The sequence below is a fragment of the Flavobacterium stagni genome (assembly GCF_004122105.1).
In the GTDB taxonomy this organism is placed as follows: Bacteria; Bacteroidota; Bacteroidia; order Flavobacteriales; family Flavobacteriaceae; genus Flavobacterium; species Flavobacterium stagni.
In genome coordinates this window covers 441,714-466,493 of sequence record NZ_SBKN01000001.1, presented here as the reverse complement: position 1 = coordinate 466,493, position 24,780 = coordinate 441,714, and the positions used below count along the sequence as shown (strand labels likewise).

The 24,780-nt window shown below is 40.0% G+C and carries 19 protein-coding genes; 16 read left to right on the top strand and 3 right to left on the bottom strand.

All coding sequences use genetic code 11. The features are described from left to right. Positions 1-69: 69 nt before the first annotated feature. The 3 genes from ileS (at position 70) to EQG61_RS02015 (ending at position 4,646) form a co-directional block, all read left to right on the top strand. Positions 70-3,471, top strand: a complete 3,402-nt coding sequence (gene ileS, locus EQG61_RS02025) for an isoleucine--tRNA ligase (RefSeq protein WP_129460218.1) — start codon at positions 70-72, stop codon at positions 3,469-3,471. Between the two features lie 8 nt (positions 3,472-3,479). Further along, positions 3,480-3,860, top strand: a complete 381-nt coding sequence (locus EQG61_RS02020; RefSeq protein ID WP_129460217.1) for a TraR/DksA family transcriptional regulator — start codon at positions 3,480-3,482, stop codon at positions 3,858-3,860. Positions 3,861-3,974: 114 nt separating this feature from the next. After that, positions 3,975-4,646 carry a lipoprotein signal peptidase gene (locus EQG61_RS02015; RefSeq protein WP_129460216.1) on the top strand — a complete coding sequence of 224 codons (672 nt, stop codon included), beginning with the start codon at positions 3,975-3,977 and terminating at the stop codon, positions 4,644-4,646. Here EQG61_RS02015 and EQG61_RS02010 read toward each other — a convergent pair. Together EQG61_RS02010 and EQG61_RS02005 are read right to left on the bottom strand one after the other, a co-directional pair. Continuing rightward, entirely contained in the window at positions 4,616-5,197 is a 582-nt protein-coding gene (locus tag EQG61_RS02010) for a 5-formyltetrahydrofolate cyclo-ligase (RefSeq protein WP_129460215.1), read from the bottom strand. The genes EQG61_RS02015 and EQG61_RS02010 overlap by 31 nt on opposite strands. Further along, complete coding sequence (locus EQG61_RS02005) at positions 5,190-6,425, bottom strand: pyridoxal phosphate-dependent decarboxylase family protein (protein WP_129460214.1); 1,236 nt, start codon at positions 6,423-6,425, stop codon at positions 5,190-5,192. The genes EQG61_RS02010 and EQG61_RS02005 overlap by 8 nt, the downstream gene beginning before the upstream one ends. Positions 6,426-6,695: 270 nt before the next feature. Between EQG61_RS02005 and uvrC the strand changes: the two genes are divergently transcribed. From uvrC to EQG61_RS01940, 13 genes are all read left to right on the top strand, one after another. Beyond that, positions 6,696-8,519 (top strand): excinuclease ABC subunit UvrC, encoded by a 1,824-nt coding sequence (gene uvrC / locus EQG61_RS02000; protein ID WP_129460213.1) that lies wholly within the window; start codon positions 6,696-6,698, stop codon positions 8,517-8,519. After that, the gene (locus EQG61_RS01995) at positions 8,506-10,749 is read left to right on the top strand and encodes a patatin-like phospholipase family protein (protein WP_129460212.1); all 2,244 of its coding nucleotides are present in this window, start codon (positions 8,506-8,508) and stop codon (positions 10,747-10,749) included. Before uvrC ends, EQG61_RS01995 begins: the two co-directional genes overlap by 14 nt. A gap of 73 nt (positions 10,750-10,822) precedes the next feature. Continuing rightward, positions 10,823-12,289 carry an amino acid permease gene (locus EQG61_RS01990; RefSeq protein WP_129460211.1) on the top strand — a complete coding sequence of 489 codons (1,467 nt, stop codon included), beginning with the start codon at positions 10,823-10,825 and terminating at the stop codon, positions 12,287-12,289. Between the two features lie 179 nt (positions 12,290-12,468). Then, positions 12,469-13,635 (top strand): homogentisate 1,2-dioxygenase, encoded by a 1,167-nt coding sequence (locus EQG61_RS01985; protein ID WP_129460210.1) that lies wholly within the window; start codon positions 12,469-12,471, stop codon positions 13,633-13,635. Position 13,636: 1 nt separating this feature from the next. Next, positions 13,637-14,095: a hypothetical protein gene (locus EQG61_RS01980; RefSeq protein ID WP_129460209.1), complete on the top strand. Its 459-nt coding sequence runs from the start codon at positions 13,637-13,639 to the stop codon at positions 14,093-14,095. Between the two features lie 12 nt (positions 14,096-14,107). Then, entirely contained in the window at positions 14,108-15,268 is a 1,161-nt protein-coding gene (gene hppD / locus EQG61_RS01975) for a 4-hydroxyphenylpyruvate dioxygenase (protein ID WP_129460208.1), read from the top strand. A 292-nt stretch (positions 15,269-15,560) separates the two neighbouring features. Then, entirely contained in the window at positions 15,561-16,337 is a 777-nt protein-coding gene (locus EQG61_RS01970; RefSeq protein WP_129460207.1) for a DUF3108 domain-containing protein, read from the top strand. Then, positions 16,334-17,263: a tryptophan 2,3-dioxygenase family protein gene (locus tag EQG61_RS01965; protein WP_129460206.1), complete on the top strand. Its 930-nt coding sequence runs from the start codon at positions 16,334-16,336 to the stop codon at positions 17,261-17,263. The genes EQG61_RS01970 and EQG61_RS01965 overlap by 4 nt, the downstream gene beginning before the upstream one ends. Position 17,264: 1 nt before the next feature. After that, entirely contained in the window at positions 17,265-18,503 is a 1,239-nt protein-coding gene (locus EQG61_RS01960; protein WP_129460205.1) for a peptidoglycan DD-metalloendopeptidase family protein, read from the top strand. 112 nt (positions 18,504-18,615) lie between these two features. Beyond that, entirely contained in the window at positions 18,616-20,262 is a 1,647-nt protein-coding gene (gene pgi / locus EQG61_RS01955; RefSeq protein ID WP_129460204.1) for a glucose-6-phosphate isomerase, read from the top strand. 132 nt (positions 20,263-20,394) lie between these two features. Next, positions 20,395-23,163 carry a TonB-dependent receptor gene (locus EQG61_RS01950; protein ID WP_129460203.1) on the top strand — a complete coding sequence of 923 codons (2,769 nt, stop codon included), beginning with the start codon at positions 20,395-20,397 and terminating at the stop codon, positions 23,161-23,163. Positions 23,164-23,247: 84 nt separating this feature from the next. After that, entirely contained in the window at positions 23,248-23,670 is a 423-nt protein-coding gene (locus EQG61_RS01945) for a hypothetical protein (protein ID WP_129460202.1), read from the top strand. Positions 23,671-23,754: 84 nt separating this feature from the next. Beyond that, a complete protein-coding gene (locus EQG61_RS01940) occupies positions 23,755-24,261 on the top strand; it encodes a septal ring lytic transglycosylase RlpA family protein (protein WP_129460201.1) in 507 nt (168 codons plus the stop codon). On the opposite strand, the gene EQG61_RS01935 is transcribed toward EQG61_RS01940, so the two are convergent. After that, positions 24,253-24,720, bottom strand: coding sequence for a CYTH domain-containing protein (locus tag EQG61_RS01935; protein ID WP_129460200.1), 468 nt, complete (start codon positions 24,718-24,720; stop codon positions 24,253-24,255). The genes EQG61_RS01940 and EQG61_RS01935 overlap by 9 nt on opposite strands. Positions 24,721-24,780 lie beyond the last annotated feature (60 nt).

The following is a 24,780-nucleotide window of genomic DNA, read 5'->3' as shown; positions in this document are numbered from 1 at the left end:
TTCGCCCAAATTGTATCCTCGTAAAGCAATTTTCATTACTTTCGCAAACTGATTTAAGAATACGACAAAATGAGTACAAAATTTACTGAATACAAAGGACTTGACTTGCCTGTAGTGGCTGACGAAGTGCTTCGATTTTGGAAAGAAAATAATGTCTTTGAGCAAAGTGTAACGTCACGTGAAGGAGCTACCCCGTATGTGTTTTTTGAAGGGCCACCTTCAGCCAACGGTTTGCCCGGAATTCACCACGTGATGGCGCGTGCGATTAAAGATATTTTTTGTCGTTATAAAACCCAAAAAGGCTACCAAGTAAAACGAAAAGCGGGTTGGGATACCCACGGTTTACCCGTTGAATTAGGTACCGAAAAAGAATTGGGTATTACCAAAGAAGATATCGGGAAAACCATTTCCGTAACTGAATATAACGAAGCGTGTAAACGCACCGTTATGCGCTATACCGATGTGTGGAATGATTTGACAGAAAAAATGGGTTATTGGGTCGATATGAACGATCCGTATGTAACCTACAAATCCAAATACATGGAGACCGTTTGGTGGTTGTTGCAACAAATCTATAACAAAGACTTGTTGTACAAAGGCTATACCATCCAACCGTATTCGCCCAAAGCAGGAACGGGTTTATCCTCTCATGAAGTAAACCAACCCGGTACTTACCGCGATGTGACCGATACTACGATTGTAGCACAATTTAAAGCGGTCGCTGATAGTTTGCCGACCTTCTTACAAGGTTTCGGAGACATTCATTTCTTGGCCTGGACGACAACACCCTGGACGTTGCCTTCGAATACCGCGTTGACTGTCGGGCCAAAAATCGATTATGTTTTGGTAAAATCATTTAACCAATATACGTTCGAACCCATCCAAGTGATTTTGGCCAAACCCTTGCTAAATAAAGTTTTTGGTGGAAAATATGCAGCAGCGGAAAGTGAAGCCGATTTTACTAACTACAAATCGGAAGATAAGAAGATCCCTTATGCCGTGATTGCCGAAGCAAAAGGCGCTGATTTGGTAGGGATTCGTTACGAACAACTGTTACCGTATGTATTACCGTATCAATCGCCAGAAAATGCTTTCCGCGTGATTTCGGGTGATTTTGTGACCACAGAAGACGGAACGGGTATCGTACATACCGCCCCAACCTTTGGTGCAGATGATGCTAAAGTAGCGAAAGAAGCTACACCTGAAGTTCCGCCTATGTTGGTGTTGGACGAAGCAGGAAATCCTGTGCCGTTGGTGGATTTGCAAGGACGATTTATCCAAGGTTTGGGTGATTTGTCGGGCAAATATGTGAAGAATGAATATTACAACGAAGGCGAAGCCCCCGAGAAATCGGTAGATGTGGAAATCGCCATTCGTTTAAAAGAAGAAAATAAAGCCTTCAAAGTGGAGAAATACGTACACAGTTATCCCCACTGTTGGCGCACCGATAAACCGATTCTTTACTATCCGTTAGATTCGTGGTTTATCAAAATTACAGAAGTCAAAGACCGTATGTTTGACCTAAACGATACCATCAACTGGAAGCCCAAAGCTACAGGAGAAGGCCGTTTTGGGAATTGGTTGAAAAATGCCAACGACTGGAACTTGTCGCGTTCCCGCTATTGGGGAATTCCGTTGCCGATTTGGCGTACGGAAGACAAAACCGAAGAAATCTGTATCGGTTCGGTCGAACAGTTGTACAACGAAATTGAAAAAGCGGTGGCTGCTGGGGTAATGTCCGAGAATCCCTACCGCGGATTTGAAATCGGGAATATGGACGAAGCCAATTATGATTTGGTGGACTTGCATAAAAACATTGTAGATAACATCGTTTTGGTGGCATCTTCAGGGAAAGCCATGAAACGGGAATCCGATTTGATTGACGTGTGGTTTGATTCGGGTGCCATGCCGTATGCACAATGGCATTATCCGTTTGAAAATAAAGCGTTCATTGACAACAACGAAGCCTTCCCTGCGGATTTTATTGCAGAAGGTGTGGACCAAACCCGTGGCTGGTTTTATACCTTACATGCTATTGGTACTTTGGTGTTTGACAAAATAGCCTATAAAAATGTTGTATCCAACGGCTTGGTATTGGACAAAAACGGTCAAAAAATGTCCAAACGATTGGGCAATGCCGTAGATCCGTTTGAAACATTGAAAGAATACGGTCCGGATGCAACACGTTGGTACATGATTTCCAATGCGAATCCTTGGGACAACTTAAAATTTGACATTGAAGGCGTTGCAGAAGTGCGCCGTAAGTTCTTTGGAACATTATATAATACCTATTCGTTCTTTGCGTTGTATGCGAATATCGATGGGTTTACCAACCAAGAAGCCGAAGTGCCGTTACACGAGCGTCCTGAGATTGACCGTTGGATTCTTTCTGAATTGCATACGTTAATCCAAACCGTGGATGAAGCGTATGCCGATTATGAACCGACCAAAGCTGCACGAGCGATATCTGATTTCGTTCAAGAGAACTTAAGTAACTGGTATGTACGTTTATGCCGTCGTCGTTTTTGGAAAGGTGAATACGGAACAGATAAGATTGCAGCCTATCAAACGTTATATACTTGTTTGGTAACTGTGGCAAAATTGTCGGCTCCAGTGGCACCCTTCTTCATGGATCAGTTGTACCGCGACTTGGTCAATGCGACGGGAAGCCCCGAATTTACTAGTGTTCACTTAGCAAATTTCCCTGAATTTGTTGAAAAATTTGTTGATAAATCACTAGAGCGCAAAATGTTAAAGGCACAAACCGTTTCTTCCTTAGTATTATCACTGCGTAAGAAAGAGATGATTAAAGTGCGTCAACCCTTGCAAAGAGTAATGATTCCAGTACTTGACGCTACTTTTAAAGCAGAAATTGAGGCGGTTTCCGATTTGATAAAATCCGAAGTAAACGTCAAAGAAGTGGCGTTATTAGACGATGCTTCAGGGGTGTTGGTGAAACAAATTAAGCCCAATTTCAAGACCCTCGGACCGCGATTTGGTAAAGATATGGGATTGATTTCCAAAGCGATACAAGACTTTAGTCAAGAACAAATCAATGCCATCGATGCCAATGGGGAATTGGTTATTGAAATTTCAGGAAATACTATAACTTTAACAACCCAAGACGTAGAGATTACTTCGCAAGACATCCCTGGGTGGTTAGTGGCTAACGCAAACGGAATAACAGTCGCGTTAGACATAACTTTAACCGAGGAATTAAAAGAAGAAGGAATCGCCCGCGAATTGGTTAACCGAATCCAAAATATTCGTAAGGACTCCGGGTTTGAAGTAACTGATAAAATTAAAGTCGAGTTACAACGCAACGGAGCTTTGGAACAGGCCATCCGAAACAACGAAAATTACGTATGTTCAGAAACCTTAACCGAAGCATTGATTTTTACCGATACGTTGGATAAAGGCACAGAAATTGAGTTCGATGACATAAAAACTAAGATATTAATCTCAAAATAGGAATAATTATGGTAGAAGAAAAATTGAGATATTCAGATGCTGATTTAGCAGAATTCAAAGAAATAATCTTAAAGAAAATTGAAAAAGCACAAGCCGATCTTGAATTGATCAAAAGTGCGTATATGAATGATTTAAATAACGGTACTGACGATACTTCACCAACGTTTAAAGCGTTTGAAGAAGGAAGTGAGACCATGAGTAAAGAAGCGAACTCGCAATTGGCCATTCGTCAAGAGAAGTTTATTCGCGATTTAAAAAATGCTTTGTTCCGTGTGGAAAATAAAACCTACGGTATATGTAAAGTAACGGGGAAATTGATTTCTAAAGAACGTTTGAAAATCGTACCCCACGCAACGATGAGTATCGAAGCAAAAAATATGCAACGCTAATCTGTACCTTTTTTATAGTCAAACGCTCCTTTTAGGGGCGTTTTTCTTAAAAAATGACTTACTTTTGCCCCGCAAAAAACAGCAAACCAACACTTTCAATACACGCAAAGCTCTATGAAATTAAGAAATGCCGCGCTAATTATCTTTCTGTTATTGGTTATTGACCAATTTTCTAAGATTTATATTAAAACCAATTTTATACTCGGTGAAAAACACGATGTCTTGAGTTGGTTTAAAATTTATTTCATTGAAAATGAAGGAATGGCTTGGGGAACCGTAATTCCGGGGGCCTATGGTAAACTTATTTTAACCGTTTTCCGTATTGGAGCGGTGGGCGTAATTGCCTATTGGTTGTGGGATTCCATTAAAAAGAACAAAAACAATTTTTTGATTGTTGCCATCAGTTTGATCTTTGCCGGAGCTTTGGGTAATATTATTGATTCCGTTTTTTATGGCGTTTTCTTTGACGATAGTATCAGCCACTTGGCTACTTTTAATTCCGATAATCCCTACGGAACGTGGTTCCACGGTAAAGTAGTGGACATGTTTTACTTCCCCATTATTGAAAATTATATGTTGCCTTCTTGGGTGCCAATTTGGGGCGGAAAAGAAATTACTTTTTTCAATGCCATTTTCAATGTGGCCGATGTCGCTATTTCAACAGGAGTCGGTATATTAATTGTCTTTAACAAACGCGCGTTTGCCCATGCTCCCGTTCAATCCAATGTGTCCATAACCCATTGGGAAGATGAGCATCATGAAGAAGCCGCTGCCGAAAACGAATAAACTTTTTCGGGTGTAACACACCAATCCAATCGAATATCATCTGGGGAAACATCGGTTATTTCAGGTGTTGCTTCAAAAAATGACAAACCTATTTTTACCGTTTCTGGTCGGCATTTGGCCAAAAACCGATCGTAAAAGCCTTTGCCATAGCCCACCCGATTTCCTTTTTCATCAAAAGCCAATAAAGGGATGAAAACCACATCCAATTTGGTTTCGGGAACTTCGATGCCGTCTACCGGTTCGGGAATATCGTACGCATTTTTGCGCAGTTTGGTATTGTCGGTCAATAAATAATGGGTAAGCGTGCCCGTTTCAAAATTGCTTTTGGAGAGCACCACTTCTTTATCTTTTCCAAATAAGATTTGTAAAATAAACTCAGTCTGAATTTCCTTTTGGCTTTCAATCGTTAAAAACAAATGGTAGTACACGTAATCCCAAAGGGGTAAACGCACCAATTGGTTGGCAATTTGCAAGCTTTTGAATTCGATTTCTTCTTCGTTCAATGCCTTGCGTTGGGCTTTGTATACCGTTCGTAATTCTTTTTTAAGCATGTACGTGCAACTTCAATTCTTCTGTAAAGGTAGTTAAATGACTAACTTCTACATGATCCATCACGACGATTTTATACCAAAGCGGTTCGCCAAAATGGGTGTCGGGAACCAAATGAAAGCGATGGGCAATTTCTTCGGGGATTGCACTTGCTTTCATCGTTACAATATTCATATCGGGATGACGGTAATACGGAATGTCCAAAGTATCCAATTGCTGACATAGAAATCGGGTGCGCATTTGTAAGACACTAATTTTTTCAAACCATTGGTGTGGACCGTAAGTGAATAAAATCATCCACACGGCAATGGCATTGGCGCCGCTGCGACTCCCGCACAAGGTCAAGTCCATGCCTTCTACGTATTGGGCATCTTCGGTCAATACATTTTCAATGAGTCCTTTGCGGCATAAAAATATACCCGTACCATAAGGAGCTTGCAACATTTTGTGCGCATCAACGGTGATCGAACTCACCAAGGGATTTCCAAAATGGAGTTCGGAATCGGGCTGACTGAACGGGTAAACAAATCCGCCGTACGCGCCATCCAAATGCAGTTTGAATTGGAATCCCCATTTTTCCAAAGCCTCGGCATACACAGTGGGATTATCGATGCTTCCAAAAAGCGTAGTGCCCATATTGCTGACTACGATGGCGTATTTTTTTCCGTTTTCGCGGGCTTTTTGTAATTGAATGTCTAACAGTGTAGCGTCGATTTGTCGTGTTTCAAAATCAACTGGAATTTGCAGTAAATCCAATTGCAATAGGTTGGCGCCTTTTGGAATGGAATAATGGGTGTCGGTGGAACAAATGATTACGATTTCATGGGAAAGTGCGCCGCATTGCTGTTTAAAATAGTTGCGGTACATCCAAAGTGCTTGAATATTGGCTTCGGTGCCGCCAGGAGAAATATAGCCGTCAAATTGTTGGGGTTCGGCTTTAAAAATATCGACGGCCAACACGTTCAGCACTTCGCGTTCCAGTTCTTGGGTACCTTGGAATACGTGTTCTGAGTCGCCTAAAGTATGGCAACCGATATGATTGGGATTGGCTACAAAAGTTTGTAAAACCGGCGCATCATTCAGAAACGGTGCGTCATAAAACACTTTGGAATCCAAATGAGACGCGGGAAATCCTAAAGTAATATCTTCGCTAAAGTTGATGTTGGCGGCCAGTGCCTTTTGGATTTTGGCTTTGCGTTCGCTGTCGGGTAATTTGGTCCAATACTGCATATTTTTTTTGGGCGAAAGTAGCGGAATGGTCAGGATCGAACTATGATAAAAGTCAGGTGAAAAAGTACTTGTTCAATGCTGCAACGGATTACGCGTTTTGAAAAAGGCACTGGATTTCAGCCCGGATAGAAGCGGCAGCTCCCGATTCCATCGGGACTATAGCGGATAGCCGGAAGGTACTGGATTCGGGCGGTCAGCGTCTGCTGCATAAAAATTAAAATTGCATCATTTTCCGTTCATCTTCTGTGTATTTTTGTAAAAAAGAATTCGATGGCGCTTTCTCCTTCTTTGGAACTTCAATTGCAAACCTTGCCCGACAATCCTGGCGTGTATCAGTATTTTGATGCCGAGGGGAAGATTTTGTATGTGGGAAAGGCCAAGAATTTGAAAAAACGGGTGTCGTCGTATTTCAATAAAGTGCACGACAATGCCAAGACAAATGTGTTGGTGCGCAAGATTCATGAGATTCGACATATTGTGGTGGCGACGGAAGCCGATGCGCTGCTGTTGGAGAACAATTTGATTAAAAAATTACAACCGCGGTACAATGTGTTGTTGAAAGACGACAAGAGTTATCCGTGGATTTGTATCAAGCGCGAACCCTATCCGCGGGTATTTTCGACGCGAAGAATGATCAAAGACGGTTCGGAATATTTTGGGCCGTATACCAATTTTAAAGTGGTGCATACCATTTTGGATATGATCAAAGAATTGTATCCGTTGCGCACGTGCCAGTTGGATTTAAAACCAGCCAACATCAAGAGCGGTAAGTTTAAAGTCTGTTTGGAATACCACATTGGCAATTGCAAAGGGCCGTGTGAAGGTTTGGAGTCGGAGGCGCATTATTTGGAACAAGTGGCGGCGATTCGCGAAATTTTAAAAGGAAATTTCAAAGACAGTTTGCGCGATTTTAAGAAGAAAATGCAGGAGTTTGCCGCCGAAATGCAGTTTGAGGAAGCCCAAAAAATGAAAGAGAAAATCGAGGCATTGGAGAATTACCAAGCGCGATCGACGGTTTTGAATCCGAAAATTTCCAACATTGATGTGTTTTCGATTGTTTCGGATGAAAGTATGGCGTTTGTCAACTTTTTGCAGATTGCTCATGGCGCGATTATTCGTTCACACACCTTAGAACTCAAAAAGAAATTGGATGAAACCGATCAAGAACTGTTGGAATTGGCAGTGATCGAATTGCGCGAGCGTTTTCATTTGACCTCCAAAGAAATCGTTGTGCCGTTTGAGATGGATTTGGGGGATAAAATCAAGGTGACGGTACCCCAATTGGGCGACAAGAAGCAGATTTTGGAGTTGTCGCAGCGCAATGCCAAGTACCATCGCTTGGAGCAATTGAAGCAAATCCAAATTGTGGATCCCGAGCGGCATACCAACCGCATTATGGCGCAGATGCAAAAAGATTTGCGTTTGTCGGTTGAGCCGCGACATATCGAATGTTTTGACAACTCGAACATTCAAGGAACCAATCCCGTTTCGGCCTGTGTGGTGTTTAAAGATGGCAAACCGAGTAAAAAGGATTACCGACATTTTAATGTGAAAACGGTAGAAGGGCCCAATGATTTTGCGACGATGGAAGAAGTGGTGTATAGACGCTATAAACGCTTGTTGGATGAAAATCAGCCACTGCCCCAATTGATTATTATTGATGGGGGAAAAGGGCAATTGTCGTCGGCCTTAAAAAGTTTGGAAGCCTTGGATTTACGCGGTAAAATTGCCATTATCGGAATTGCCAAACGCTTGGAAGAATTGTTTTATCCGGGCGATTCGGTGCCGTTGTATTTGGATAAAAAGTCGGAAACCCTAAAAGTCATCCAGTTTTTACGCAACGAAGCCCACCGTTTTGGGATTACGTTCCACCGAGATAAACGCAGTAAGTCGGCATTGCAAACGAGTATAGAAACCATTCCGGGTATAGGTGAAAAAACGATGCAAACGTTAATTAAGCATTTCAAAAGTGTTAAAAGATTGAAAGAAGCCTCAGAAAGTGAAATTTCTGACGTCATCGGACCGTCGAAAGCCAAAAAAATTTACGAATTTTACACCACAATTCAGAACAACAACTCACTTGAACACAATTAATACACGCCGAAGTTCCTTTTTCTCAATCAACCGTTTGGGGATTTTCGTGCTATTGTTGTTGTTAACCACTTCCTTTTCCCAAGCTCAAGACACGATAAAACGACCCAAAATAGGTTTGGTTTTGAGTGGCGGCGGTGCCAAAGGGTTTGCCCACATTGGGGTATTAAAAGTTTTGGAAGAAGCGGGTGTAAAGATCGATTATATCGGTGGAACCAGCATGGGGGCAGTGATTGGAAGTTTGTATGCCACGGGATACAGCGCCAAACAAATTGATTCTATTTTTACCAACACCAATTTTGACGAATTATTAAGCGATTATATTCCGAGGGATTCCAAGAGTTTTTATGAAAAACGGAACGATGAAATGTACGCGTTAACGTTACCGTTTGACAAATTGACGATCGGGGTACCTATTGCCTTGTCGCGGGGCTTATACAATTACAATTTATTGACCAAACTCACGCATAAAGTCCGCTATGTGCGGGATTTTAATCAACTGCCGATACCTTTTGTATGTGTAGCCACCAATATCGAAACCGGCGAGCAAGTGGTGTTGAGAAATGGCTATCTTCCCGAGGCGTTGTTAGCGAGTTCGGCCTTTCCGAGTTTATTTTCACCCGTTACTATTGATGGAAAACTCTTGATTGATGGGGGAGTTACCAACAATTATCCTGTGGAAGAATTGCGAAAGATGGGTGCGGAAATTATCATAGGAGTAGATGTGCAAGATGATTTGCAAACCAAAGAAAATTTAAAAGAGGCGACGCGTATTTTGGTTCAGATTTCCAATATGGAAATGATTGAAAGTATGAAGTCCAAACAAAAATTGACCGATTACTACATCAAACCCGATATCAAAGATTACAATGTGATTTCTTTTGAAAAAGGACCGGAAATTATAAAGCGAGGCGAAGATGCCGCGCGTAATTTTTGGAATGATTTCAAAAAACTTCGCAGTAAAGATTATGTTGCGCAAGAAATAGCGGTTCATAAAGACAGTTTGCAAATCGATCGGATTTCGATTAATTCGATTAAAAATTATACCCGAGCCTATATCATCGGAAAGTTGGGTTTCAAACAGGGGACCAAAATCAGTTACGACGATTTGAAAAAAGGGATTAATAAATTAACGGCAACGGGCAACTTCAGTTCGATTCTTTTCCAAATCAATAAATTTAATGATGGCGATGAATTGGAAATGAAATTGACCGAAAGCAATAACAAAACCTTTTTGCGCTTTGGCTTGCACTATGACGGACTCTATAAAAGTGCGGCTGTGGTGAATTTTACCCAAAAGAAAACCATTTTTAGAAACGATGTGTTGTCGGTCGATTTTGGATTGGGGGATAAGTTTCGCTACAATTTGGATTATTATATTGATAATGGGTTTTATTTTAGTTTCGGACTCAAATCGAGGTATTATCAATTCAATAGAAACGTTGAGACCGATTTCAGTAATGGGTCATTTTTTAGTCAAGAAGGGATTAGTTCGTTGAATGTCGATTATTCCGATTTTTCCAATCAAGCCTATTTGCAAACCATCTTTGCGCAAAAGTTTTTGTTGGGTGGCGGATTAGAATGGAAATTGCTTAAAATCAAATCCCAAACCTTAGAAAACACTAAGCAATATTTTGAAAACAGCGATTATTTGAGTGTGTTTGGCTACATGAAATACGATTCGTTTGACAACAAATATTTTCCTAAAAAAGGTTGGTTTTTTAACGGTGAAGTCAATTCGTATTTGTATTCTTCGGATTATACGAATAATTTCAATCGTTTTACAGTTGTGAAAGGGGAAGCGGGCATTACTCGAACCTTTTACAAGTATTTTAACTTGCGCTTAGTTTCTGAAGCGGGCATCACGATGGGATCGAATAATACCCATTTCTTGGATTTCGTATTGGGCGGTTACGGTTTTTATACGATTAATAACTTCCGTCATTTCTACGGTTATGACTTTGTAGGTGCTGCCGCGGATAGTTATATCAAATCGGTTGCCACGGTAGATGTAGAATTTTACAAGAAAAACCATCTTAATTTCTCTGCCAATTATGCCAATTTAGCCGACAAACTTTTTGAAACGGGCGATTGGTTTTCCAAACCCAAATTATCGGGCTACGCAGTGGGTTATGGATTGGAAACCGTATTGGGTCCGATTGAGGCCAAATACACGTGGTCGCCTGAAAAACCTAAGGGCTTTTTCTGGTTTAGTGTAGGATTTTGGTTCTAACGAGCCAATCGTTGTATTTTTTTCCGTAAAAACTTTATATTTGGGAACTATAACATAACCAAAACAGAAATATATGTCAATTTGGAGATTAAAACCCGTATCCGCTTTTGAAGCCGATATGAAGAAAAGTGATTTGAACCGTGTATTGACCAAGTGGGGACTAACTTCATTGGGAATTGGGGCGATCATTGGAGGTGGAATTTTTACACTTACCGGAATTGCTGCCCATGATTATGCGGGACCTGCTTTAGCTTTATCCTTTGTAATTGCCGGAATCGGTTGTTTATTTGCTTCCTTGTGCTATGCCGAATTTGCTTCGGTATTACCTGTAGAAGGTTCAGCGTATGCCTATGCGTATGGAACAGTGGGTGAAATTTTCGCCTGGTTTATCGGGTGGAACCTGATTTTGGAATACATGATGGGTGCCACCACAGTCGCCGTGGCTTGGAGTGGATATTTTGTCAAGTTGCTCCATCTCTTTGGTATTGATTTTCCGCTTTGGCTCTGTAACGATTTGGCAACAGCTACTGAAAAAGCAGCGAAATTAGGGGAAGAAGCACCTTCTTTTGCGTTTAACCTTCCCGCCTTTTTAATCACTTGGGTGGTAACATGGATTCTAGTGAAAGGGATTAAAGAAGCGGCTAAAACGAATAATATTATTGTAATCATTAAGATTGCTGTAGTGTTATTTGTGATTATTGTCGGAGCATTTTATATCAAAACAGAAAACTGGCAGCCATTTATTCCAGAAGCAAAATCTGTAATGATTGATGGCGTTGAGAAGATCAGTTTTGGTTACGGCGGTGTGTTAACGGCAGCAACGATTGTGTTCTTTGCTTATATAGGCTTTGATGCGGTTTCGACCCAAGCGGGTGAAGCAATTAATCCGAAGAAAGACGTGCCGTTTGCCATTGTAGCTTCACTTGTGATTTGTACGGTATTGTACATTTTAGTGTCGTTGGTGTTAACGGGTATGGTGAAATACGATATGTTGGACAAATCCGCTCCTGTGGCTTCTGCGTTTAGTGAAAACGGAATCAGTTGGGCGGTATTTATCATCACGCTTGCAGCAACAGCTGGTTTAACGAGTGTGATGTTGGTGATGATGTTAGGTCAAACTCGTATTTTCTTAGGTATGGCCAAAGACGGATTGTTACCAGGTTTCTTTAAAACCTTACATCCAAAATTCAAAACACCCCATAAAAGTACGTTCTTAGTTGGAGGTATTATCTCTTTAGTAGCGGCTTTTACACCCATTGATAAAGTATCAGAAATGTGTTCGATGGGAACCTTATTGGCCTTTGCTATGGTTTGTATTGCGGTAATGATTTTACGTTACAAAAAACCTGAATTGGAACGTCCCTACCGAACGCCAGCGGTTTATTTAGTAGGAACATTAGGCGTATTGTTCAATTTATTCTTAATGTATTTTGTGCGCATTGATACTTGGAAAGCCTTCATTGTTTGGGGTACATTAGGAATCATCGTGTACTTTGTATACGGTAAGCGAAAATCCAATTTGAACAATTTACCCGAATAAAACTTCAAAATCCAAATTCGAAAGAGTTTGGATTTTTTTTTCGATATTTGTTTATATGAAAGGCTGGAAGGATTTATTGTCCCATCTCAAATTCCTCATCAAGAGAAATCCTGAATGAGGAAGTTTCAATTTTGGTTTAATGGACATTCGTCCTTTGTTTAACACAAAAAATTGAAAGTATGCCGATTTATCATAAATTAGGGGAAATCCCCCACAAGCGACACATTCAGTTTCGCAAGCCCAACGGTGATTTGTACTACGAACAGTTGTTTGGAACCATCGGTTTTGATGGAATGTATTCCAATATGTATCATGTGCACCGCCCGACACAAGTCAAAGAAATTCGCCGACAATACAGTGTTGCGCCTACGATTGCCAAGGCCAACAATATTCAATCCTACCGTTTGCGTGGGTTTGAGGTTCAACCCCAAGATGATTTTTTGGAAAGTCGGAAAATCGTTTTAACCAATTCCGATTGTCACATCGTTTTGGCTGCTCCCCGCCAATCCACGACCGATTATTTTTATAAAAATACCGATTCGGATGAGGTGATTTTTATTCATAAAGGTTCGGGTAAATTACGCACCATGTTGGGTAATTTGGATTTTAAATACGGGGATTATTTGGTAATTCCACGCGGTATGATTTATAAAATGGATTTCGACACCACGGACAATCGCTTGTTTATTGTGGAGTCGCATCGTCCAGTTTATACCCCAAAACAATACCGCAACTGGTTTGGACAATTATTGGAACATGCGCCTTTTTGTGAACGTGATATCCGCAAACCTTACGAGATAGAAACCTATGATGAAAAAGGGGAATTTTTAATCAAAATCAAAAAGAAAGACGAGATTTTTGATATGATTTATGCCACCCATCCTTTTGATGTGGTTGGGTATGATGGGTATAACTATCCGTATGCCTTTTCGATTCACGACTTTGAACCGATGACCGGTCGTATTCACTTACCACCGCCGGTACACCAAACCTTTGAAACGGATGCTTTTGTGATTTGTTCCTTTGTGCCGCGTTTGTATGATTACCATCCGCAATCTATTCCTGCTCCGTACAATCATAGTAATATTGATGCCGATGAGGTATTGTATTATGTAGATGGCGATTTTATGAGTCGGAACGATATTGAGGCCGGACATATTTCCTTGCACCCAGCGGGGATTCCGCACGGTCCGCACCCTGGTGCTGTTGAACGTAGCATCGGTAAAAAAGAAACCTTAGAATTGGCCGTCATGGTCGATACCTTTAAGCCATTAATGGTCACGGAAGCAGCGATGCAAATTGCGGACGACCGTTATTTCCAATCTTGGTTAGAACCTGAAAAATAATATGTATAAAAGTAAACTTTCATCTGATCCAACGGCGCTTATTCTCGGAATTATAAGCTTGTTCATTTTGTTTTTTGTCTGTTGTTGCGGATTGTTATTGCCCGTTTCATTGGCCCTAGCTATTGTGGGTTGGGTAATGGCACATAAAAGCATCAAAGAATACGAAATCAACCCAGAAGTATTCAGTAGTAATAGTCGCTCTAATGTGGGGATTGCAAGATTACTGTGTATAGTAAGTACTATTTTGAACGGACTCTTAATTCTGGTTTTTGCGGTAGGTATGTTGTTTTTCCAATCGGATATATTTGAAAAATTTCGAAAAGAATTGGAAAAACAGAATTCTAAAAATGTGACCATTACGATTGACACTACTGCTATGGATACGAAAGAAGACGACGCGTTGTATCAAGAAAAAAGTCAAGATTCAATTGTGGAAGACTCTGTAGAAGTCAAACTTTAAAAAAATTAAATCATGTCAAAAGAAATAAAAAATGTAGAATACGGTCTTGAAAAAATCTTTCAAGGCGCACAAGATTTCCTTCCCTTATTAGGAACAGATTATGTCGAATTTTATGTGGGAAATGCCAAGCAATCCGCACATTATTATAAAACCGCGTTTGGTTTTCAATCGCATGCTTACAAAGGTTTAGAAACGGGTTCGCGTGATGAGGTGAGTTATGTGTTGAAACAAGATAAAATTCGCTTGGTTTTAACGACACCTTTGAACAGCAATTCGCCCATTAACGATCATTTGCGCAAGCATGGTGACGGTGTAAAAGTTGTGGCTTTATGGGTAGAAGATGCCCGTTCGGCTTGGGAAGAAACGACGAAGCGCGGTGCCAAATCCTTTATGGAGCCTACTGTAGAAAAAGACGAAAATGGGGAAGTTGTTCGTGCAGGTATTTACACCTACGGCGAAACCGTTCACATGTTTGTGGAGCGTAAAAACTACAACGGAACTTTTTTACCTGGCTATAAAGCATGGAACTCGGATTATAACCCAGAGCCTGTCGGATTGAAATATATCGATCACATGGTAGGAAATGTGGGTTGGGGCGAGATGAACCAATGGGTTTCTTGGTACGAACAAGTGATGGGTTTTGAAAATTTCTTATCATTTGATGATACCCAAATCCACACCGAATATTCAGCGTTGATGAGTAAGGTAATGTCCAACGGAAATGGACGTATCAAATTTCCTATTAACGAACCTGCAGAAGGAAAAAAGAAATCACAAATCGAAGAATATTTGGATTTTTATGAAGGGCCAGGCGTGCAACACATTGCTGTCGCTACGGATGATATCATCAAAACAGTAGCTGCTTTGAAAGCGCGTGGCGTAGAGTTTTTACCCCCGCCACCTCAAGCGTATTACGACGAAATTCCGGCGCGTTTGGGTGAGCACATGAAAATCATGAAAGAAGATATCAAAGAGTTGCAAAAGCTTTCTATCCTTGTCGATGCTGATGAAGAAGGGTATTTGTTGCAAATCTTCACCAAACCTGTTGAAGACCGTCCGACCTTATTTTATGAAATTATTCAGCGAATGGGTGCTAAAGGCTTCGGTGCAGGAAACTTCAAAGCGTTGTTTGAATCCATTGAACGCGAGCAAGCGTTAAGAGGAACACTGTAATATTTGGGTTTTTATTGCATTATTTCCAAAATACAACGTTGTAGTCTAGTGTTTTTTGATAATTATTTGTTAAAGTCAGTTTTTTTACTGTAATTATTCAAAAATCACCCTACATTTGCCACAGAAAAAAACTAGAAAGGCAGGGATGTCTTTCGAAAGTAATAAGTTTTTCATAATTTATAGTTTTTTGGTTGGTTAATAGCATAAAAACCCAGTCTATTTTGGCTGGGTTTTTTTGTTTTTTTACTTTTGGAACAATAATTGTAAGCCGTAAAAAACAAATAAGTTTATGATGAAAAAGATATTGCTCCTCGGATTATTGTTTTTTACTGTAGCATTTGATGCCCAAAAGTCCTCTGCTTTTGATGTTGGGGAATGGTTTAAATTTAGGGTTCATTACGGTTTTGTTACTGCTGGTTACGCTACGTTAGAAGTAAAAGAAGCCGTTCGAAACAACCGTAAAGTCTTTCATGCAATAGGGAAAGGTTACAACACAGGTATGTCGCGTTTGTTTTTTAAAGTAGAGGATAATTATGAATCCTATTTTGATAAAGTAACGGGAAAACCCTATCAATTTGTACGAAAAATTGACGAAGGTGGCTATACCAAAAATCAAGAAGGTTTTTTTAATCAAGATAAAAACACCATCTTAGTAAAGGATTATAAAAACAATACCAATAACACCTTTACAACACCTGAAAACGTTCAAGACATCGTGTCTACCTTTTATTACCTGCGCAATCATCCCAATGTGGATAAATTGAAAGTTGGGGAATCCATTAATGTAGATATGTTTTTTGACGATGAAACGACGAAATTCAAACTCAAATTTATTGGGAGAGAAGATTTAGATACTAAATTTGGAACTGTACCGTGTATGATTTTTAGACCTCTAGTTCAAAAAGGACGGGTTTTTAAAGAAGAAGAAAGTTTAACGGTATGGATTTCCAGTGATGATAACAAAGTTCCCATCCGAATTAAAGCCAGCCTCATGGTGGGTTCGATTAAAGCGGATTTGGACGCCTTTAAAGGATTGGCAAATCCTTTTGAAATTAAAGTAAAAAAATGATTTCGGAAACAACAAACGAACTAATCAATGCCTTAGAAGAAAAGTTTCAAGGCATGAATCAAAATACAGACACCCATTTGGAAGGCCTATTATGGTCCAAACCCATTACCTATTGGGATTATATCCAAACGGATGCTTTGTTAAATTTACAAATACAACGCACCCTTTTACCCGACGAAATGGTCTTTATCATGTACCATCAAGTCAATGAATTGTTGTTCAAAATGATTCTGTGGGAAATTAATCAAGTATGTCATGCTACAACATTAACTACCGACTTTTTCACGGAAAAACTACGTCGCATCAGTCGGTATTTTGACATGTTAACGACGTCTTTTGACATCATGCGTGATGGAATGGAAGTGGAGCAATACATGAAATTCCGCAATACACTCACTCCAGCCAGCGGTTTCCAAAGTGCGCAATACCGTAAAATTGAATTTGCATCCACAGATTTAATTAATTTGATTGACTATCGATTCCGAGCGACTATCGATCGCAATACGCCTTACCGTCATGCCCTCGAACATTTGTATTGGCAAGCGGCTGGAAAAGATCATAAAACGGGCCAAAAAAACTATCTCATTCAAGCTTTTGAAGATAAATACGATGCAGAATTCCTCCGTTTTATGGAAGAATACAACACCATCAATATTTGGCAAAAATTCAAACAATTACCTGCAGAAGACCAAGCCCATCCTGAATTGGTTGCTGCCATGCGTCATTATGACCGCACCGTGAACATTACTTGGGTAATGGGTCATTACAATGCCGCCAAAAAATATATTGAAAGCGGACAAGGTTCAGGGGAAGCCACAGGCGGAAGCGACTGGAAAAAATACATGCACCCCAAATACCAACGCCGTATTTTCTTCCCCGAATTGTGGTCGGAAGACGAACTAAAACACTGGGGAGAGGATTGCTAATATGATACGACGACTGCTTAAAATTACCGGCGCTTTGTGCTTGTTCTTGTTGCTTTTTTCTTGTAAAGACGCACAGGAAGATTATGTCATTGAACCCATGGAGCCCCGTAAACCCATTGTTGATTTCGGATTCAATTTCGATGATTACAATGTGCAATTTGATACCATTCGCAGTCAGGATACTTTCGAACGTATTCTAAAAAAACAAAATTTAGGAAATCATAAAGCGGCCGAAATTATCGCAAAAATCAAGGATTCAATGCCTACATCCGTTCGCTTCATGCGCCCGTATATTTGCCTTCGATCCAAAGATAAATACCACAAATTGCAATATTTAATCTACCAACCCAATCGTATCGATTACTACTTGGTGGATTTAACGGATTCCATTGTTGGTCATAAAAAATCGCGCCCGTTAACTTTTAAAACCAAAACCATTGCCGGTGAATTGGACGGTTCGTTATCGTCAACCCTCCGCAATATGAAAGTTGATCCTTCGCTTTCCAACAAACTTTTAAAAGTGTATGCCTGGTCGATTGACTTCTTTAAACTGAAAAAAGGAGACAAGTTTGCCGTAAGTTTTACCGAACGTTATATCAACGACACGATATTTGACGGTGTCGACAGTTTGCGTTGTGCCTTTTTTGAATACAAAGGCAGCAAAATTTATGCGTTTCCTTTCCAGCAAGAGCGCAAAGGGCGCATCGACTATTACGATGAAAATGGAAAAGCGTTGAAAAACTTTTTCTTAAAAGCGCCATTGAAATACATTCACATTACCTCACGCTTTTCGCGAAGCCGTTTCCACCCTGTACAATTGCGTTGGAAAGCCCATAATGGAACCGATTACGCCGCGCCTACAGGAACGCCCATCATGACCACCGCAACGGGTGTTGTAGAGCAAGCAGGGTACACTGCCGGTAATGGAAATTTTGTCAAAGTCAAACACGACCGCACCTATTCCACCCAATATTTACACATGTCGCGTATCCTCGTTCGACGGGGTCAACACGTGAAACAAGGCGATGTTATTGGAAAAGTGGGAAGTACAGGTTTGGCTACAGGTCCGCACGTGTGTTACCGTTTTTGGAAAAATGGTGTACAAGTGGATCCCTTACGCATTTCTTTACCCAATGCACAACCCATGGAAGGTCGAAATCTTCCCCGATTCAAGGAGTTAATGCGTCCGCTCAAGCGCGAGTTGGATAGCGTTGCCGACCTGAAGTTTAGAAAGAAATAAAGAAGTTTTCCAACTACATCGTTTTCATGGTGGTAGACATCCCTTTTTTGGTAGGGTTGTCTTTCCAAACCAACTCCTTTTTGTATAATTTTGTCCCGCAAAAATTTTAGTTATGGCATTACAAGCAATAAATCCGACACAAACTCAAGCCTGGAACCAACTTCAAAAGCATTTTGAGGAGATGAAAAAGCAATCCATCAAAGGCTTATTTGCTGAAAACCCAGCGCGTGCAGAACAATTCCATATTCAATGGGACGATTTTTTAGTGGATTATTCTAAAAATGCGGTAACGAAAGAAACACTGAATCACTTGCTCGCTTTGGCAGATGAGGTGCATTTGAAAGCAGCTATTGAGGCGTATTTTGGCGGTTCTTTAATTAATCAAACCGAAAATAGAGCGGTTTTGCATACCGCTTTACGTAATCCAGAGTCGGCCACTGTTTTGGTTGATGGGAAAAATGTGATGCCTGAAATATTTGCCGTAAAAAATAAAATCAAAAACTTTACCCACGAAGTAATTTCTGGAGCTCGCAAAGGGTTTTCTGGAAAAGCATTTACCGATATTGTCAATATTGGAATTGGGGGCTCCGATTTGGGTCCGGCCATGGTTGTAGAAGCCTTACAGTTCTACAAAAATCACTTGAATGTTCATTTTGTATCCAATGTGGATGGTGACCATGTACAAGAAGTGATCAAGAAAATCAATCCTGAAACAACTTTGTTTGTGATTGTTTCAAAAACCTTCACTACGCAAGAAACCTTATCCAATTCGGAAACCATACGAGCTTGGTTTTTACAATCGGCACAACCTGAAGATGTTGCCAAACACTTTGTGGCGGTTTCGACCAACATTCAAAAAGTAACCGAGTTTGGGATTCATGCCGATAATATTTTCCCGATGTGGGATTGGGTTGGCGGCCGTTTTTCCTTGTGGAGTGCGGTAGGTTTATCCATTGCGTTAGCCGTAGGCTTCGATCATTTTGACCAATTGTTGTCGGGGGCGCATCAAATGGATGAACATTTTAAAACGACATCTTTTGATCAAAATATTCCGGTTGTTTTAGCCTTATTAAGTATTTGGTACAATAATTTTTATGGCGCGGAAAGTGAGGCCTTGATTCCGTATACCCAATACCTGCAAAAGTTGGCGCCGTATTTACAACAAGGCATCATGGAAAGTAACGGAAAAAGCATTGGCCGCGATGGAAACCCTGTGAATTACCAAACGGGTACCATTATTTGGGGCGAACCCGGAACAAATTCCCAACACGCTTTTTTCCAATTGATTCATCAAGGTACCAAGTTGATTCCGACTGATTTTATTGGCTTTGTTCATTCCTTACACGGTGATCAAGACCATCATGATAAATTAATGTCCAATTTCTTTGCTCAAACCGAAGCCTTGTTAAATGGTAAAACCGAAGTGCAAGTGCAAGCCGAGTTTGATAAACAAGGAATGGATGCGGCCAAAGCAGCGTATTTGTTGCCTTTTAAAGTGTTTTCGGGTGATCGACCAACAAATACCTTGTTAATTCAAAAGTTAACACCAGCAGCTTTGGGTAAATTAATCGCGTTGTACGAACATAAAATTTTTGTACAAGGAATTATTTGGAATATTTTCAGTTATGATCAATGGGGTGTGGAGCTCGGAAAACAGTTGGCCAATACCATTTTAGATGAAATCGTAAACGATACAGCTATTAGTCATGATAATTCTACAGCAATGTTGTTAAAATTCTACAAAACACATAGAAAATAATTAGTCAATTGTGTTTTTTGAAGGATAATTCTCAACGATACCTTTCAAAATAGCGTTTTTCTTAATGATTTCGTAACATTAGATTACGGGTAGGTTTCGACCTTTGCAAAAATTTTTAAGAAAAACGACACAATGAAAAAAACAGCAATCAATGTATTCTTTTTCTTTTTGTTTTCGTTGACGGTTTTAGGTCAAGGTAAATTGAAAGGAATTGTGGTAGACAATGAGTTAAATCAACCTTTAATTGGAGTTAATCTTGCAGTACAAGGGAGTACTGGAGGAGTATTAACAGACGTGGATGGGAAATTTGAAATTTCTGTTCCTTCTTCAGGAAAACTTTCTATTTCATTTATTGGTTACCAAACTAAAGTACTTTCTTTTTCAGTTGCGAAAGGTGAAGAGCAAGAGTTGGGTAAAATAGTTTTAACCGTTGAAAGCAACAAATTGGATGAAGTTGTAATCAAAGGTTCTGCTTTATTTGATATTGCTAAAGATCGCTCTACGCCAGTAGCCGTTTCAACGGTTAATGCAGCAGTAATTCAACAAAAGTTAGGAAATAAAGAGTTTGTTGAAATTCTTAACAATACGCCTTCCGTTTACGCTTCAAGAGGTGGAGGTGGTTTTGGTGATTCTCGTGTGACTGTTCGTGGTTTTGGCCAAGAAAATATCGCGATCATGATCAACGGTATGCCTGTTAATGACATGGAAAACGGTCGTGTTTTCTGGAGTAACTGGGCTGGACTATCCGATGTAGCTTCTGCAATGCAAGTGCAACGCGGTTTAGGTTCTTCGCGTTTAGCTATTTCTTCTGTTGGGGGAACTATAAATATCGTTACCAAATCGTCACAACGTAAAGAAGGAGGTTTTGTACAATCAATGTTAGGAAATGACGATTACCGTAAATTCTTAGCGACGTATTCGACAGGTAAAATGAAAAACGGCTTCTCTGCTTCGGTATTGTTAAGCAATACAGAAGGTGATGGTTATGTTGACGGTACTAAATTTTCAGCACAAAACTATTTCCTAGCAATGGGCTATGAGTTTAACAAAAAACATAATATTGAGTTTACCTTTACAGGTGCACCGCAATGGCACCACCAACGTGGAACAGGGATTACCATTCATCGTTATATCCAAAAAGGGGAAGGTGGCGAACCCAATGTGCGTTGGAATGATGATTGGGGTTACTACAAAGGGGAGGAATTCAATATCCGTAGAAACTTTTACCATAAACCAGTCATGTCTTTAAACTGGGAATGGGAAATCAATGACAAAACAAGAGTAAATACCTTAGCTTACGGTTCATGGGGCCGCGGAGGCGGTTCGGGTGCTTTCGGAAATGTTGCTGGAATTGCTTATACATCAGACCGTTTGCGCGATGCAAATGGATTAGTAAACTATGATTTAATTTCTCAATACAACTCTGGAAATGCAATTACAATTCCAGACACAAATAATCCTCCGGGAACTGTTACTTTATCACGTCCACAAGATCCAACCTATGGCAATGTAAACACATCGTCAAGTGGATTGTCGATGATCTCTGGAATTAACTCGCACAACTGGTATGGAGCGATTATGAATGTGAACCGTAAATTCAATAAAATTACGGTAGATGCAGGGGTGGATTACCGTTATTATAAAGGAATTCACGTTCGTAATGTGAATAATCTATTAGGTGCCGATTATTACCGAGACCAGCGTAATGTCAATAATAATTCATTTTACACCAATCAAACCTTTGCTGCTTCACCTTCTTTTAATCCTTTTTTCAATGCTACAAAAAATACCATCGTAGATCGTAACTGGGAAGGTTTAGTAAGTTGGTTGGGTGGATTTGCGCAAGCGGAGTATAAAACAGATAAGTTGTCGGTATTTGTTCAAGGTGCAGTTTCCAACCAAAGTTACCAACGCGTAGATTATTTTGTGTACGCCGATAATGTTCCTTTACAAACGTCAGATAAGCAAAAACGTATGGGGGGGAATATAAAAGTTGGAGCAAATTATAACCTAAACGAAAAACATAATGTATTTGTAAATACCGGTTATTATTCTCGTCAACCGTTTATTGATGCGGTATTTCCAAATAGCAGAAATATTGTAAATGATGATGTTTCTAATGAAAAAATTCTAGGGATCGAATTGGGGTATGGCTATCGTTCGGCTAAATTCAATGCCAATGTAAACGTATACCGTACACAATGGAACGATCGATTCACTTCAAGAGCAGATACAGATCCTGCAAACCCATCCGGTTATTTTGTATTCCGTGGGGTAAGTGAATTGCACCAAGGGGTTGAAGTTGATTTTACCTACAAACCGTTCAAAGGTTTACAAGTTAACGGTATGTTTTCTAAAGGGGATTGGAGTTATATAGGAACTTCTACCGGAGATAAGTTTAACAATCAAAATGAGATTATTTCAACAGGTACACAAGTATTTTTAGATGGTGTAAAAGTGGGAAGTGCGGCTCAAATGACGGCTGCTTTAGGTTTTGACTACGAATTTTTACCACGTTTGAAATTCAGTGCAAACAGCAACTATTTTGACAATTTGTACGCGGATATAAATCCTGCAAATTTTGGTGTTCAAAATAACAAGGGAACATTAAAATTACCTTCCTATACTTTATTTGACACCGGTTTGTCTTATAAAATGTTAGTAGGAAAAGACAACAAGGATTCGGTTAATTTTGTGTTGAATGTAGCCAACGTATTTGATACCATCTATATCCTAGAATCGCAAACGAATATTTTTGCAGATGATAATGTGATTCCGTCAAATCCAGCTGCGGGTACCTACGCTTCAAACAACAAATTGTACAATGGGGTAGCTGATGGCAACCGTGTTTGGTTTGGTTTTGGTAGAACTTGGAATTTTGGAATTACCTATAATTTCTAATTTAATTTCAATCAATATAAAACGATACTCATTTGGGTATCGTTTTTTTTTGCCTATTTTTGTTATCCACTAAAAATAAAAATCATGTATCATTTCATACAAAAATTTCACTCGGGTTGGGCCTATTTAGCTTTGGCATTATTGTTATTTGCAGTTATTAATGCGTTAATGGGTAAGTCATCTGGACGCGAGTTTACAGCTAGAGATCGTAAAATAGGATTGTTTGCGTTGATTGCCACTCATATCCAATTGGTAGTAGGTTTGATTTTGTATTTTGTATCTCCGCTAGGAAAAGCCTTGTTGGGAGACATGTCCAATGCAGAAGCGCGCCTAACGTCTATGGAACATCCTTTGGTAAATATTATTGCTATTGTATTGATTACTGTTGGCTGGTCAACTCACAAAAAAGCTACAGAATCAAGTGTGAAATTTAATAAATTCACCATTTTCTATACCTTGGGATTACTGTTGATTTTATCACGTATTCCTTGGAGTTTGTGGTTTTAATTTCCGGCAATCGGAATACTAATTTTAAGAATTCATGGTTATTCTTTGGTAGAATAATTTAATTCGAAAACAAAATAAAGCCCAATGAGATCATCAAAAACCATTACTTATGGCTTGTCTATGCTGTTGGCCCTTTTTCTAAGTTATACGTTTACCGCTCAAACAACGGTAAGTCCGGAACTGAAAAAGCAAAAAACAGACACGATTAAAAAAGACAAACTTGTTGTGGATGAAGCGATTGAAGACACCACAGTTGTCATCAATGGTAAATTCAAACCCTATAAGAAAAAAGCCCACGCGTCCTATTATGCCGATCGTTTTCATGGTAAACGGACTGCAAGTGGTAAACGCTATGACCGTAATAAGTTAACGGCAGCCCATAAAAAATTACCGTTGGGCACTTTGGTCCGTGTGACCAATGAAGCGACAGGAAAATCCGTGATTGTCGAAATTACAGACCGTGGTCCTTTTGCCCGTGGCCGTGAAATCGATTTGTCCAAAAGGGCTTTTGTATTAATTTCAGGTTCCAAAAACTCAGGTTCGGCCATCGTTACGATTGAAGTGATCGAAGTCGAAAAGAAATTACCATAACGAATACGGATGATGCGATAAATACGCGTTGTAGTAACGTTCGTCTTGCGTCACTTCTTCGCCCAACCAATCGGGTTTAAGAAAGTTTTCGTTTTCGTCTTGCAATTCGATTTCGGCCAAAACCAATCCCGCATTTTCTCCTTCAAAAACATCAATTTCAATGATATGATTACCCGATACCACTTCGTATCGGGTTTTTTGTATCACTCCTTTTTCACACAAGGGCAATAATAGCTTTGCTTCTTCTACCGAAATTTCTTTTTCCCATTCCAACCGACTCGCACCCGAAGCACTGCTTTTGCCTTTGATGGTTAAGTAGCCCTTATCCCCTTTAATGCGAATGCGAACCGTTCTTTCGGGCACAGACGATAAATAACCTTGTGCAATGGCAAAGGACGTCCGACTTTCCGCTATAAATGCGTCGTTTTTCACTAAAAATTTACGTTCGATTTCGATCATTTCGGGGGAATTTAGTACGAAGTTAAGAAAATTTAGAGGGGCAAATCGTATATTTACGCA